15 protein-coding genes are annotated in these 13630 nt (G+C 64.6%); 10 read left to right on the forward strand and 5 right to left on the reverse strand.

What is annotated here, in order from left to right:
- The first annotated feature begins 123 nt into the window (after nt 1–123).
- Together BMY67_RS03470 and BMY67_RS03475 are read left to right on the forward strand one after the other, a co-directional pair.
- Nucleotides 124–726: a hypothetical protein gene (locus BMY67_RS03470; protein WP_177189668.1), complete on the forward strand. Its 603-nt coding sequence runs from the start codon at nt 124–126 to the stop codon at nt 724–726.
- A 176-nt stretch (nt 727–902) separates the two neighbouring features.
- Nucleotides 903–1349, forward strand: coding sequence for an OsmC family protein (locus BMY67_RS03475; protein WP_092769580.1), 447 nt, complete (start codon nt 903–905; stop codon nt 1347–1349).
- A gap of 153 nt (nt 1350–1502) precedes the next feature.
- On the opposite strand, the gene serS is transcribed toward BMY67_RS03475, so the two are convergent.
- On the reverse strand, nt 1503–2783 hold the full coding sequence (gene serS / locus BMY67_RS03480; protein ID WP_092769582.1) for a serine--tRNA ligase: 1281 nt from the start codon (nt 2781–2783) through the stop codon (nt 1503–1505).
- A gap of 561 nt (nt 2784–3344) precedes the next feature.
- Here serS and rho point away from each other — a divergent pair.
- Nucleotides 3345–5564, forward strand: coding sequence for a transcription termination factor Rho (rho, locus tag BMY67_RS03485; protein WP_092768300.1), 2220 nt, complete (start codon nt 3345–3347; stop codon nt 5562–5564).
- Nucleotides 5565–5686: 122 nt separating this feature from the next.
- Nucleotides 5687–6367, forward strand: coding sequence for a DsbA family protein (locus BMY67_RS03490; RefSeq protein ID WP_092768302.1), 681 nt, complete (start codon nt 5687–5689; stop codon nt 6365–6367).
- Nucleotides 6368–6387: 20 nt separating this feature from the next.
- On the opposite strand, the gene BMY67_RS03495 is transcribed toward BMY67_RS03490, so the two are convergent.
- The 4 genes from BMY67_RS03495 to BMY67_RS19250 form a co-directional block, all read right to left on the reverse strand.
- The gene (locus BMY67_RS03495) at nt 6388–7017 is read right to left on the reverse strand and encodes a hypothetical protein (protein WP_092768304.1); all 630 of its coding nucleotides are present in this window, start codon (nt 7015–7017) and stop codon (nt 6388–6390) included.
- A gap of 131 nt (nt 7018–7148) precedes the next feature.
- On the reverse strand, nt 7149–8021 hold the full coding sequence (locus BMY67_RS03500; protein WP_092768306.1) for a UbiA family prenyltransferase: 873 nt from the start codon (nt 8019–8021) through the stop codon (nt 7149–7151).
- Between the two features lie 239 nt (nt 8022–8260).
- Nucleotides 8261–9064 carry a hypothetical protein gene (locus BMY67_RS03505; protein WP_092768308.1) on the reverse strand — a complete coding sequence of 268 codons (804 nt, stop codon included), beginning with the start codon at nt 9062–9064 and terminating at the stop codon, nt 8261–8263.
- Nucleotides 9065–9114: 50 nt separating this feature from the next.
- On the reverse strand, nt 9115–9717 hold the full coding sequence (locus tag BMY67_RS19250) for a hypothetical protein (protein ID WP_177189669.1): 603 nt from the start codon (nt 9715–9717) through the stop codon (nt 9115–9117).
- Between BMY67_RS19250 and BMY67_RS03510 the strand changes: the two genes are divergently transcribed.
- The 6 genes from BMY67_RS03510 (at nt 9718) to BMY67_RS03535 (ending at nt 13562) form a co-directional block, all read left to right on the forward strand.
- Nucleotides 9718–10356, forward strand: coding sequence for a hypothetical protein (locus tag BMY67_RS03510; protein ID WP_092768310.1), 639 nt, complete (start codon nt 9718–9720; stop codon nt 10354–10356).
- A gap of 123 nt (nt 10357–10479) precedes the next feature.
- Complete coding sequence (locus BMY67_RS03515; protein WP_019948559.1) at nt 10480–10773, forward strand: winged helix-turn-helix domain-containing protein; 294 nt, start codon at nt 10480–10482, stop codon at nt 10771–10773.
- Nucleotides 10774–10832: 59 nt separating this feature from the next.
- Nucleotides 10833–12461 carry a DUF4153 domain-containing protein gene (locus BMY67_RS03520; protein WP_092768312.1) on the forward strand — a complete coding sequence of 543 codons (1629 nt, stop codon included), beginning with the start codon at nt 10833–10835 and terminating at the stop codon, nt 12459–12461.
- A 136-nt stretch (nt 12462–12597) separates the two neighbouring features.
- Nucleotides 12598–12828, forward strand: coding sequence for a hypothetical protein (locus tag BMY67_RS03525; protein ID WP_092768314.1), 231 nt, complete (start codon nt 12598–12600; stop codon nt 12826–12828).
- Complete coding sequence (locus BMY67_RS03530; RefSeq protein WP_092768316.1) at nt 12829–13203, forward strand: hypothetical protein; 375 nt, start codon at nt 12829–12831, stop codon at nt 13201–13203.
- Nucleotides 13203–13562: a hypothetical protein gene (locus BMY67_RS03535; protein ID WP_092768318.1), complete on the forward strand. Its 360-nt coding sequence runs from the start codon at nt 13203–13205 to the stop codon at nt 13560–13562. The genes BMY67_RS03530 and BMY67_RS03535 overlap by 1 nt, the downstream gene beginning before the upstream one ends.
- Nucleotides 13563–13630: the final 68 nt, after the last annotated feature.

The following is a 13630-nucleotide window of genomic DNA, read 5'->3' on the forward strand; positions in this document are numbered from 1 at the left end:
CGCAGGTATGGGCGCCGATCGGTTGGGTGGTTTGCCCTTCTCTCCCTCTCTTATTTTTTTCTTGTTAATTTGATGAAAACCTCTACCCTTAGCGTGTGGGCTGTCGCCCTGCTATGCCTTTTTTTGACCGCTTGCGGGCCATCTATTTATCTGGCCAATGATTTCCGCGCTTACGCGCCCAAGCACAAGATTGTCGCTATTCTGCCCGCCTCGGTTACTATGGAAATGCGCCCCAACCAGGCCCGCAATACCTCGCCCGAGCAGCGGCTGTCGATGGAAGAGAAAAGCGGTGCCGACTTCCAGGAGCAGATTTTTGCCTGGCTGCTGCGCCGCAGCCAGCAGCGCGGCTACACCGTGCAGTTTCAGAACGTGACGGAAACCAATGCCCGCCTCCGGGAAAGCGGCATTCCGCTAAGCGAACTGCGCAGCCACACTGCCCAGGAGCTGGCCCAGCTGCTGGGCGTAGATGCCGTGCTCACGACCAGCGTTCGGACCACCAAGCCCATGAGCGACGGTGCCGCCGTAGCCGTAGGGCTGCTGGTAGGCGCCTGGGGTGCTACCAACCAGGCCAATATCAGCGTCAATATTCAGGAAGCCGAGGCGGGTAAGCTGCTTTGGAAGTACGACTATGTGGCCGCCGGCTCGGTGTTCAGCTCTTCGGCCAGCGTGGTAGACGCACTGATGCGCAATGCTTCCAAGAAATTCCCTTACACGCCTAAATCCTGATCCGGCAGCCACCCAACCAGCAACCTGCCAGTTAACCGGAGGCCGTCTGTGCATAAAGCACGGGCGGCCTTTCGTTTGGCCCGCCCCGGCCGGCTAAGCACAACGGTTGGCCGGGGCCTGCGTACCCCTGACGGAACCCTTTGCTTTTCTGCCACAAACGTTTGCCGCCCGAAACCATGACCGATACTCCACTGAATGAATATACCGTAGCAGTGAAAGTGGGCCCCGAGGCCCTTACGGCCGACGTGCGGGCCGGCCGCCACACCTGGCTCGTGGACGAACCCACCGCCGTGGGCGGCCTCGACCGGGGCCCTACGCCCTACGACCTGCTGCTCTCGGCCCTGGGTGCCTGTACGGCCATCACGCTGCGCCTCTACGCCAGCCGCAAGCAGTGGCCGCTCGAAGGCATTGAAGTGCGCCTGCGCCACGGCCGCGTACACGAGCAGGACTGCGAAAAGTGCGAGGAGCCCGGCCACATGCTCGAACAGGTTGATAAAGAACTGCGCCTGCTCGGCCCGCTCACGCCCGAGCAGCGCAAGCGCCTGGAAATCATTTCCTCCAAGTGCCCCGTCCAGAAAACCCTCCAGGCCAGCCTACGCATCGTGACGACGGTGGTGGAGTAAGTGAGCGAATAAGCGAAAAAGCCCCTGTCATTCAGAGCGAAGCGAAGAATCTCGCGTGCCAAAGCAACCCCTTTTATCAGGAGCTACCGTGGCACGCGAGATTCTTCGCTTCGCTCTGAATGACAGGGGCTTTTCACCACATCACTCCCCTAATTACCCGCCAATCGTCTCGAAGCCGCAGTACGAGTGCAGCACCTGGGGCAGGCGGATGCCTTCGGCGGTCTGGTTGTTTTCGAGCAGGGCGGCCACGATGCGGGGCAGGGCCAGGGCCGAGCCGTTGAGCGTGTGCAGCAGCTGGGTTTTGCCGCCGGCCTCGGGGCGGTAGCGCAGCTTGAGGCGGTTGGCCTGGTAGGTTTCGAAATTGGAGGCCGAGCTGACTTCCAGCCAACGCTCCTGAGCGGCGCTCCACACTTCGAGGTCGTAGGTGAGGGCCGAGGTGAAGCCCATGTCGCCGCCGCACAGACGCAGCACGCGGTAGGGCAGCTCGAGCTTTTGCAGCAGGCTTTCGATGTGGCTCACCATTACTTCGAGGGCCGCGTAGCTGTTTTCGGGCTGGGTGATTTGCACGATTTCCACCTTGTCGAACTGGTGCAGGCGGTTGAGGCCCCGCACGTGCGCGCCCCAGGAGCCGGCCTCGCGGCGGAAGCAGGGCGTGTAGCCGGCATTGCGGATGGGCAGCCGCTCGGTAGCCACAATATCGTCGCGGTAGAGGTTGGTAATGGGCACCTCGGCCGTCGGAATCAGGTACAGGTCGTCGGCGGTGGCGTGGTACATCTGGCCCTCTTTGTCGGGCAGCTGGCCGGTGCCGTAGCCGCTGGCCTCATTTATCAGGATGGGGGGCTGCACCTCGATGTAGCCGGCGGCGCGGGCCTCATCCAGGAAAAAGTTGATGAGGCCCCGCTGCAATCGGGCGCCTTTGTCCTTGTACACCGGGAAGCCGGCCCCGGTAATCTTGTTGCCCAGCGCGAAGTCGATGATGTCGTACTGCTCAATCAACTCCCAATGGGGCTTGGCCTCAGCGGTCAGCTCGGGCTTGGCTCCCCACTCGCGCACCACCTCGTTGTCGTCGGCGCCGCGGCCTTCCGGCACGCTCTCGTGGGGCAGGTTGGGCAGCTTATAGAGCAGTTGCTGGAGCTGGCGCTCGGTGTCGGCCAGCTCGTCGGAGTGGGTTTTGGTTTGCTGCTTGAGCTCGGCGGTGCGGATTTTAAGGGCCTCGGCCTCGGCTTTCTGGCCCGTTTTCATCAGGCCCCCAATCTGGCGGGCCAGCTCGTTGGCTTCGGCCTGGGCCTGGTCGTGGCCGGTTTGCAGCTCGCGGCGGCGCTGGTCGAGGTCGAGCACGGCCTGCACGTCGGCTTCGGCGGTGGGGTAGTGGCGCTTGGCCAGGGCCGCCAGCACGGCGGCGGTGTTTTCTTTCAGGACGGCAACTTGCAGCATATCGGCGGAGCGGAAAAAGCGAATTCGGAAGCCCAAAAATAGCCGTTTGATTTCAGCGGCCAAGCGCGGGCCATTGGTGGGCCACCAGACCGGCCCGCATCGGCGCCGGGAACTTGCCGCGCCACCACGTTCGTTGTGCGGGCAACCGGGGCGGCGCGGGCAGCCGGCCGCATCTTTTTAGCGCCGCCGGCCGTATGGGTCGGTAGCGGGTTTGCCCCGGGTGCTGTTGGTTTTCGGGCGTGCTTCTCTTTGCCTCGCGGCCACTGCGCCCCGCCCATCAGCCAGGGTGGCCGGATTGAAAGCCCGATTTGGCAGTTCCCGCTTATTCCCTTAACATTGCACGTACAAGTCGGCCCTGGCCGGCGGGCCCGTTAGCTGCTTTATTCTTTACGCCCCGCCCGTCTTCGCCCCGCGCCAGCCGGTTTCATTTACCCTATTTCCTGCTTTTCCCCGCGTCAGGCCCCGCAGTGCGGTTGCCGCCGATGCCCGGAACGCCCCTTGCCCCGTCTGTGCGGGGTGTGCGCGGCCCCGAACTCCCTTTTATTGCCCCCACATCAGTATATGTACACCATCGACGAGCTGAAGGACCGTTTGTTGTCCGAGTTGAAGGAAATTGCCGAAACCATTCAGGTGGGCAACTTCAAGAAGCTGAGCAAGCAGGACCTGATCTACAAGATTTTAGACCACCAGGCCAAGGGCCCCGCGCCCAAGCCGGCCCCGCGCCGCGCCGCCGAAGAGTCGGGCGAGGCCGCTGTTGCGCCCGCCGAAGCAGCTCCCAAAAAGCCGGCCGCCCGTGCCCCCAAGGAGGCTGCTGCCAAGAAACCCGCCGCCCGCCCGGCCGCCAGCCGCACCAAAGCCGCCGCTGCCGCCGCCGCCGAGCAGACTTCCTCCGAGCAGACTTCCTCCGAGCCAGCACCCGCTGAAGCCCCGGCCGCTGCGCCCGAAGCTGCCGCCGAAGCAGCGGCCCCGGCTGCGCCAGCCCCGCCGCTCGTGCTGGAATCTTCGCCGACCTTCGACGATGTAACCGTATCCGCCGCGCCCGCCGAATCGGCCCCGACTGCCGAAATTGCCGGCGCCGACCGTCCGGTTAAGCTTTACCAGCGCCCCGAGCGGCGCCTCCGCACCGACCGCGCCGGCCGCCCCATTGCGGCCTCCGACGTAGCCCTGGCCGATGTCGCGCTTTCCGACTACGTAACCGAAACCGCCGCCCCCGCCGGGGATACCCGCGAAACCAACGAAGCCGCCCGCAACGGCCGCCCCGACCAGCCCCGCAACTTCCGCGACGACCGCGCCGATACCCTCGGCCGGGAAGGCCGCGACGGCCGGGAGAATCGGGACGGCCGGGAAAACCGCGACGGCCGCGACGGCCGCGACGGCCGGGAGGGCCGCGAAAACCGCAACGACCAGCCCCGCGAAGGCCGGCAGCGCGACGGCAACCGCCCCGATGGCCGCGAGCAGCGCGAACAGCGCCGCGAAGAGCGGTTTGCTGCCCGCGAGCTGGCCCGCCAGCAGCGACTGGCCGAGCGCCAGAACAACGGCGGCGCCGAAGCCGGCCGCTCGGAGGGAGGCCGCCAGGACCAGCCGCGCGACCAGCGCCAGGACCGGCAGGACCAGCCCCGCAACGACCGCCAGGACCAGCCGCGCGCCAACAAGCTGCCGGAAATGGACCTCGTGATTCCCGGCGACGGTACGCTGGAAATGATGCCCGACGGCGGCTACGGCTTCCTGCGCAGCCCCTTCTACAACTACCTGACCTCGCCCGACGACATCTACGTGTCGCCCCAGCAGGTGAAGCAGTTCGCCCTCAAGGCCGGCGACTCGGTGAAAGCCACCATCCGCCCGCCCCGCGAGGGCGAGAAGTATTTCACGCTGGTGAGCGTGGAAAGCGTGAACGGCCGCACGGTAGAAGAAGCCCGCGACCGAATCCCGTTCACCAACCTCACGCCCCTCTTCGCCGATGAGCGCCTCAAGCTGTCGACCAAATCGGCGCAGTACAGCACCCGGATTCTCGATTTGTTCGCCCCCATCGGTAAGGGCCAGCGGGGCCTGATTGTGGCCCAGCCCAAAACCGGCAAAACGGTGCTGCTCCAGGAAATTGCCAACTCGATTTCCGAAAACCACCCCGAGGTGTACCTGATGATTCTGCTCATCGACGAGCGGCCCGAGGAAGTAACCGACATGGCCCGCACCGTAAAGGCCGAGGTGCTCAGCTCGACCTTCGACGAAACGGCCGACCGCCACGTAAAAATTGCCACCATCGCCCTCGAAAAGGCCAAGCGCCTCGTCGAGTGCGGCCACGACGTGGTGATTCTGCTCGACTCGATTACCCGTTTGGCCCGCGCCTACAACGCCGTACAGCCGGCTTCGGGCAAAATTCTGTCGGGTGGTGTCGATGCCAACGCGCTGCACAAGCCCAAGCGCTTCTTCGGCGCGGCCCGCAACGTGGAAGACGGTGGTTCGCTCACTATTATTGCCACGGCCCTCATCGAAACCGGCTCCAAAATGGACGAGGTAATCTTCGAGGAATTCAAGGGCACCGGCAACATGGAATTGCAGCTGGACCGCAAGCTGGCCAACAAGCGCATTTTCCCCGCCATCGACGTGCCGGCCTCCGGCACCCGCCGCGAAGACCTGCTCATGAGCAAGGACGAGCTGAACCGCATCTGGGTGCTGCGCAAGTTTATGTCCGACATGACGGCCTCCGAGGCCATGGAGTTCCTCAAGGACCGTATGAAAGGCACCAAGGACAACGAAGAATTCCTGCTGGCCATGAACGGCTAATTGTTGAGCTGTTAGCTACTGGCTTATAGCTGTTGGCTGCTGTTCTTTTGTTGCGAACCTGGTAGTAGCGCGAAGCAGAAGCTTCGCGCTACTACCGTTTTATAGTCTCAACCTACTCACGTATGTCAACCACTTCTGCCACCGCCGACCTGCCCGAACTGCTCTACATCTACGACGCCTACTGCGGCTGGTGTTACGGCATGAGCCCGGTAATGCAGCGCGTACAGGCCGATTTTGCGGGCCGTCTGACCGTTTCCGTGCTTAGCGGCGGCATGCTGGCCGGCGAGCGGGCCGAGCCCATCGGGGCCGCCTGGAGCTACATTGAAGGCGCTATGCCCCAGGTCGAGCAGGCCACGGGCGTGCGGTTTGGCGAAGCCTACCGGCAGCTGGGCGCGGCCGGCCGCTACTTCCAGGACTCGGAGGCGCCGGCCCGCGCGCTGTACGTGGTGCGCCAGTTCGATGCCCAGAGCCGGGTGCTGGATTTTGCGCACGCTATTCAGCAGGCCTTATTCAGTAGGGGCGAAGACTTGAACGATGTGGTTACCTACAAGCCGCTGGTGCGGGCGCTGGACCTGGATTTCGAGGAATTCGCCCGCCAATTTGCGCTGCCCGAAACCGGGGCCGCCGTGCGCCGCGAGTTCGAGGCCGTGGGCCGCATCGGCGTGCAGGGCTTCCCCACCATTATTCTGCGGGCAGGCTCGCAGGGCTACGTGCTCAGCCGAGGATTTCAGCCCTACGATGTATTTGCCCGCAACTTGCAGGACGCGTTAAAGCAGGTAGCGGAGGAGCAGGCCGGAGGCTGATTGCACCCAGTAGAACCGAGTCAGGGCAGGTGTACGACCTGCTGGCTGAGCGGCGACCAGGCCAGATGGCGGCGGTCTTCCTTGCCCACCAGGTAGTCGAAGCGCACGGCGTCGGGGCGCTGGCGCAGGTCGTTCCAAGTGGCGCGGTCGGGGCTGGCGGGCGCGGGGCTGGGGTAAGTGGCGGTGGCGGGTAGGGCGGGGCGCTGGAAATTTGTTTCAGCGAAGAATTCCCGCACCCGGCGGCGCACGTAGGCCTCGCGCTCGGCCTGGGTGGCGGTGGGCGTCTTCATCTCGTACACCAGCGCCGCTTCGAGCTCGGGCGAAGTCAGGATTTCGCGGAAGATAACCTGCCCGGCGGCCGTGGTGATGGTGAACGTGGCCTCCCCGCTAAGCACCGAGGGGCCGCGCAGCACCAGCGCAAACACATCGGGCGCGGCCGGATTTGAGAAGACGTGGCGGCTCCGGCTCGCCAGCAGCGTATCGGATTGCGGGCTGATGGCGGCGGCGCGGGCCGTATCGAGCGGTTCCAGCGCGGCGGCAGTCGTGTCGGAGGCCGTTGCAGAGCTGGTTGAGTTGGCTGGTTGGTCGGTGGGGCCGGAGCAGGCCGCGACCAGTGGGAGCAGGGCAGATAGCAGCAGGCATAGGCGCATGGCAGAAAGCAGGATGAGGTTCGGGCAGTTCTACGCAACGACAAACCCGGCAGTTGGCCCGCGCCGGCAGGCAGCGCCGCCACCGGCCCAACGGACCACCGGTTCAGTTTCGCTTCGGCCCCGACTTCGGCCTAAAAAAGCAGCATCAACGCGAAAGCCAGGCTCAGGCACAGCGACGAAACCTGGTTCATGCGCATGGTGCGGTCGAAGTTGGCGGCGGCCTCATCGTGCCACACCGCCCAGGCCCAGCGGCCGAACAGCCCCACTACCGGGCCGGTAGCCACCAGAAACAGCAGCAGGTGCGTGGGCTCGTGGCGGCGCAGGTAGGCGTAGGCCAGCAGTCCGGCCCCGGCCGCCAGGGCCAGTCCGGCAAACACGAACGTGCCCCGCAGGCCCAGCCGCAAGCTCAGCGTCCGGTCGCCGCGGCGGGCGTCTTCGGCGTGCTGGTACACTTGGGTGAGCGGGTAGGAGCCACACAGAAACAGGCTGCTCACGAGGGCCAGCAGCAGGTTGTCGGGGGCCAGCAGCTGGCCCTGGGAAGCGCCCACGCCCACCTGGGTCATCAGGAACGTGTAGGCTCCCTGGAACACCACGACCACGGCCGTGCTCAGCAGCGGGTACTTTTTGAGCCGGATGCCCTCGTAGCTGTAGGCCTTCGATACGAGCAGGTACACGGCCACCAGCCCCGCGAAAACCGGGCTCAGCAGCCAGCCCCCCACCACGGCTAGCGCATCAAACAGCCACACCAGATGCAGCAGCTCGGGCGACACTTTGGGGGGAGTGCGCAGGCCGCCGATACTGCCTTCGTCGCGGTCGTAGTAGCTGTTGTAGCCGTTGGAGGCGGGGTAGGCCAGCAGGTGCAGCACCACGAACACGCCCGCCGCCCGCCACGGGCTGAACGGCTCCCGCAAGGCGCTCAGCCCAAACCAGAACACCGGCATCAGGTACACCGAAAACGGTATCCGCAGCAGCGGCAGGGCTTTTTTGTACTTGGTGATTGCCAATTAGTAATGGATAATTGGGGTGGAAGAGAGGGAGTGAGGCAAATGTAGTAGAATGGGAGGATGAGGTGATGGGGTGAGGAGGTGATGGAGTGAGGAGGTAAGGAGGTGATGGGGGGTAAAAAAGGGGTGTCATTCTGAGCGGAGCGAAGAATCTCGCGTGCAATGGTAACTCCTGACGATAAGATTACTTTGGCACGCGAGATTCTTCGCTCCGCTCAGAATGACACCCCTTTACCCCTTTACTTCCTCACCCCATCACCCTCAACCGGCACGCCAATCAGATACGTCACCTCGGGGCCCCACCAGTGGCGCACTTTGCCGGCTTGCCAGCTGAAACGGCCTGCCGGGTCGGCGCGGTGGGCCAGGGCCAGCAGCTGCTCGGGCGGGTACATGCGCAGGATGCTCACGCAGCCGTCCCAGATGGTGAAGAGCGGGATAAGGGGAATGACGTAGGTGAAAAACAGCCGGCTGAGGCGGAACGGGCGGATGAAAGGCGTGATGAGCAGTTGAGCCACCGGCAGCACCGAGACGGCCAGCAGCAGCTCCAGCCAATGCTTGCCCGCGCCCTCAAACACGCCAATGCCGGTGCGCTGCCGCACCGCATCGGCCAGTAAAGCCTCGGCGGCGGCGGGAGGAAAGTGGTGGAAAGCCGAGAAAATGGTACGGAAGCCCGTGAGCCCGGCCGGCACGGCCAGCGCGTTTACGGGCTCCGGTGCAAACTCCAGGCCGGGCGTGGCGGCTTGTAGCGGCTGCCAGGCCGTGGGCTGGGGGTAGAGGTCGGTGAGGCAGATGCGGGCTTCGGGCAGGCCGCCGGCCCGCAGCCCGCGCAGCACGCCCGCCGTGCCGCCGCCCGCCCCGGCCCCCAGCTCCAGCACCCGCGACTGGCCCGTGTGGCGCAACGCCCCCAGCAGCAGCGGCACGATGGGCCGGTAGGTGCCCAGGGCCGTAATCATAAACCGCAGGTAGTCCATCATCCCGGCCCGAATCACCTTCGGAAACCAGGGCAAATCCTCAAACTCGAACAGGTGCAGGCGCAGCTTCATGCCGTGGGCTTACGGGGAAATAGGGGTTTCAGCCGCTTATTGCCGTGGGCTCATGAGTCGGAAGCAGTTCGCGTAGCGCATATCTCCGGCGTGGGCTCCGGCATCCGGCCTGGCCACAAGCGCAAAGCCGCCAGCACCGAGGACAGCAGCCAGGGCAGGCTGAGGCCGAAGAATAGTTGAGCTGTATAAAGCGGTTCTGCTTGGTCGTGAGAACTTAACAGGAAGCTTCCAAGAAGATAAGCAAGCAGTAGCCCCAACACCGAGCCTTCCACAACCAATCCAACCCGCCATACCAAGCTGCTCCGGGAGCCCGCCGTGGCAAAGGACCATTCTATGCCTCGGCGGCGAATAAAGGCGCCTATTAGCGAAGGCACTCCCAGAAAAACTCCCACTAATGGCGGGCATAACAGCAGCATCACGAGTCCCTCAGATAAGGAAGACCAACTCCAGCGCATACTTGGCATGGCAAGTAGTAATAGCCAAAAAGCCAGCAGTAACATCGCCAGCGCTAGACCGCCAAACCAAGCAGACCAGAGATGGTGTTGGGCTAGAATGCGCGGACTTGGTTTAGGAAGAATCATCACAGCGCAAAAATAAGTTTGGCGAAGTTCGGTAAATGTGATTGCTTTGTAACGCAAAGTTCTTTCAGACATATGGCCCAGCCCACTCCCGACCCGCTCGCCCAACTTACCGAGATTCGCGCCATCATGGAGCGGTCGTCGCGCTTTATTTCGCTGAGCGGGCTGGCCGGGGTAGGGGCGGGGCTGGTGGCGCTGGCCGGCGCCGGGCTGGGGCACTGGTACCTGAAGGGCTTGTACCCCAACGCCGGCTACCTGGGCTTGTTGGAAAGCTCGGCGCAGGAGCGACGGGCGGTGCTGCCGTTTCTGCTGGGGCTGGCGGGGGGCATTGTGGTGGTGGCGCTGCTGGTGGCCTCGTTTTTCACGCTGCGCCGGGCCCGCCGCAACGGGCAGCCGCTCTGGAGCGCGCTGGGCCGGCGGCTGGCCATCAGCCTGGCCATTCCGCTGGTGGCGGGCGGACTGTTCTGCATCGCGCTGTACCTGGAGGGGGCCGTGGCGCTGGTGGTGCCGGCCATGCTCATCTTCTACGGCCTGGCCCTGCTCAACGCCAGCAAGTACACCCTCGACGAAATCCGCTGGCTGGGCCTCACCGTTATCGGCCTCGGCTTGGTGGCTTTGTTGATTCCCGGCCTTGGTCTGCTGTTCTTTGCCCTGGGTTTCGGCCTGGGCCACATCGGCTACGGCTTGCTGATGTACAACCGCTACGAGCGGTGAGATGGTGAAATAGTGAGTTGTCGTTCAACGGCCCTACTTGCGCCAGATGCACCATTTACACCGTTAGCGCCCCAAGCTTCGAACTTCAAACTCACCATCTCACCATTTCACTATCTCACCGCTTTGAAGCACCTGATTCACACGCTCAATAAGGCTTTCGACAACCGGGTGCGGTTGGGCGTGATGGCGGTGCTCATGGCCAACGAGGTGGTCAGCTTCACCGAGCTCAAAGAAGCCCTCGACCTGACTGACGGCAACCTCGCCAGCCACGTAGCGGCCCTCGAAAAAGCGGGCTACGTGAGCGTCAGCAAGCAGTTCGTGGGCAAGAAACCCAACACCACCTACTCGGCTTCCAAAGAAGGCAAAACCGCTTTCCAGGAGCATCTGGCGGCGCTGGAAAAACTGCTGCGGGGCTAGCCGGGCTCTTTTTTTTGCCTCTAAACTTTGAATTACAAAGTTCTTTTAAAATAAATGTGATGACGACATTCGCTGTTCCCGCCGCCGCACCAGCGGCCCCTGCTGCCACCGCGGCCCGCCGCCGGCCCCTGCCCCTCACGGCTCTTCAGAAACTACTGCTCCCGCTGGGCGCCGTGCTGTTCGACGTGCTGTTCTACCAACAGGCCGTGGGGCTGAACCTGGCGCTCTACACGCTGTTTGTGGTGGCCGCTACGCTCGTGGGGCTGCCCCGGCACGCGGCGGTGTGGCGCTCGGGCTACTTCCGGCTACTGCTGGCCGGCACGCTGTTGAGCGCGGGCGCCGTGGTCTGGTACGGCTCGGGGGCCGCCTGGCTGGCCTGCGTGGCCTCGTTAGTAATGCTGCTCGGCTTCGTGAACCAGCCCCATTTGCGGCTGCTGGCTTTCGCGCTGCTCACGGCTTTGGGTGGGGCCGCGCGGGCGCTGCCGGGGCTGCTGCCCTACCTGCGCCTGCCCAGCAACGGGGCCGGCAAGTGGAGCCGCACGCGCTTCTACGGCCGGCTGCTGCTGGCCCCGCTGGCGGTGCTGGTGGTGTTCCACTTCCTGTTCGTGCTGGCCAACCCGCGCTACGCCGCGTTGGCCGGGCAGGTATTCGAGCACCTGGGCGACTGGCTGCTGGCGCTGCTGCCCGCCATTTCCCTGCCGCATCTGCTGTTTTTTCTGGTCGGATTCGCGCTGACTGCCGGGGCGTTGGTGGTCGTGCCCCTGCACTATTTCCAGGACCGGGAGTCGCGGCTGGGCGAGTTTGTGCGGCGGCAGCGCGACCGGGTAGCCTCGCTGGGCGTGCGCCGGCCCGACTTTCGGGCCCTCGACCGCAAGGCCCTCGATTTGCGCAAGGAGTACCTGGCGGCCCTGGCCGTGTTCGGCCTCGTGAACGCGCTGCTGCTGATAGTCAACATCATCGACATCCGCTGGATTTGGTTCGGCTTTGTGCTGACTCCCGGCTTCGACCTCACGCAGTTCGTGCACGAAGGGACCTACGTGCTCATTTTCAGCATTCTGGTGGCGATGGGGATTGTGCTGTGGTTTTTCCGGCGCAATCTCAACTTCTACCAGCCCGGTCTGGCGGCGTTGCGCTGGGGCGCTACCGTGTGGGTGGTGCAGAACGCGGTGCTGGCCGTGTCGGTGGGGCTGCGCAACTACTACTACATTCAGTACACGGGCCTGGCCTACAAGCGCATCGGGGTGTACGGGTTTCTGCTGCTGACTTTCTTCGGCTTGGTTACCGTGCTGCTTAAAATCTGGCAGCGCCGCTCGGCCTTTGGGCTGGTGCGCCTCAACTCGCTGGCCGCCTACGGGCTACTGCTGCTGCTGGCGCTGGGCAACTGGGAAATCTGGATTGCCCGCTACAACCTCAACGCCCGCTTCAGCACCCTCGACCTGGGCTTCCTGCTCGAAATGCCCGCCCGCGTACTGCCCGAAGTAGCCGCCCGCCAGCAGGTCCTCGATGGCATGCGCCGCATCATCATCAGCCCGCCCGGCAGCTACCAAGAGGAAACCGCCACGCCCGCCGAGGCCCGCACCCTCATCCAACAGCGCCTCGCCGCTTGGCGCCGCGCCTACCCGCGCCAGCGCACCTGGCAAAGCTGGACCCGGGCCGAATCGGCCGCTTTTGATTCAGCTGTGCGGTAGTCGCACCCCACCCCCCGGCCCCCTCCCCTCCGGGAGAGGGGGTGCGTTCAACGACAAACGTCAGGCTCCCCCTCTCCCGGAGGGGAGGGGGCCGGAGGGTGGGGTGGATAGCAGAACGATACCTAACTACAAAATCATGACCTTCTTCCTCACTTTCCTGGGCCTGCTCTGGTGCATAGCCAGCATCGTAATCCTGGCCACGCTGCTCACCTGGCGCGAGCGGGCCGCCACGCCGCCGGCCCGCCGCTGGCGGCTGCTGGCCGTGGTGCTGCCCGCCGCAGCCCTGCTGCTGGGCTCCGTCCTCTGGACGCTGCTGCACGTGATGCTCCTCTGGGGGGCGGGTGCGGCGGCCGTGGCAGCCCGGTAAATGGATAGGCACTCCACCAATTCCCCCGGCCGCTGCCTGGCCGTGCTGCTGGCCGCTGGGGCCCTGCTCTGGACCATCTGGCAGGTGCCCGGCTGGTACCGCCTGGGCACCACCGATGCAGCCGGCCTGGCCATGCTGATGCGGCTTTGGCAGCAGCCGCTGCTGGTGGCCCTGTTGCTGGCCGCCGCCAACGCCGTGGTGCTGTACCGGGCCACGCTGCCGCTGGCCCTGCCCGATGCGCCGGCCACGCTGCTCGACCGCCCCCGCCACCAAGCCGATTTCGTGTTCTGGCTCTGCGTGGTTTTTCACTTGGGCACGCTGCTGTTTCTGCTGCTGCTCGGAGCTGGCTGGCTGCACCTCAACCCCCTGGCCTGATGAAAACAACCGAATCCTATACCGCGCAGCTGGGGCAGTTCATTCGCTACGTGCTGCTGCCGGCCGTGCCGCGGCTGGCCTGGTGGGCGCTGGGGCTGCTGGGGTTTAGCTGGCTGAACCTGCTATTGCTGGCGGAGCTGTGGCCGCACCATCCGCAGGCGGAAACGTGGTTTGCGGCCGGGTTTATGCTCTGCCTGGCGCTGCTTCCGTGGTTAGGCGTTTATACCGCTCAGCGGCTTATATCGCGCGTACGGCGTTGGTGGTGGCGCAGCTTCTGGCGTCTTGTCACCATCGGGGGCTACCTCGCGGGAGTTGTTGCGCTGTTTGCTTTGCTGATTGGCGTTATGGTGAGTTCGTGAACTGGCTGGGCGAACGGCGGGCGGGTAGCCGGCCGGGGTAAGGCCACATCGGTCGGTAGCCCGGCCGC

Source organism: Hymenobacter actinosclerus (assembly GCF_900111515.1).
In the GTDB taxonomy this organism is placed as follows: domain Bacteria; phylum Bacteroidota; class Bacteroidia; order Cytophagales; family Hymenobacteraceae; genus Hymenobacter; species Hymenobacter actinosclerus.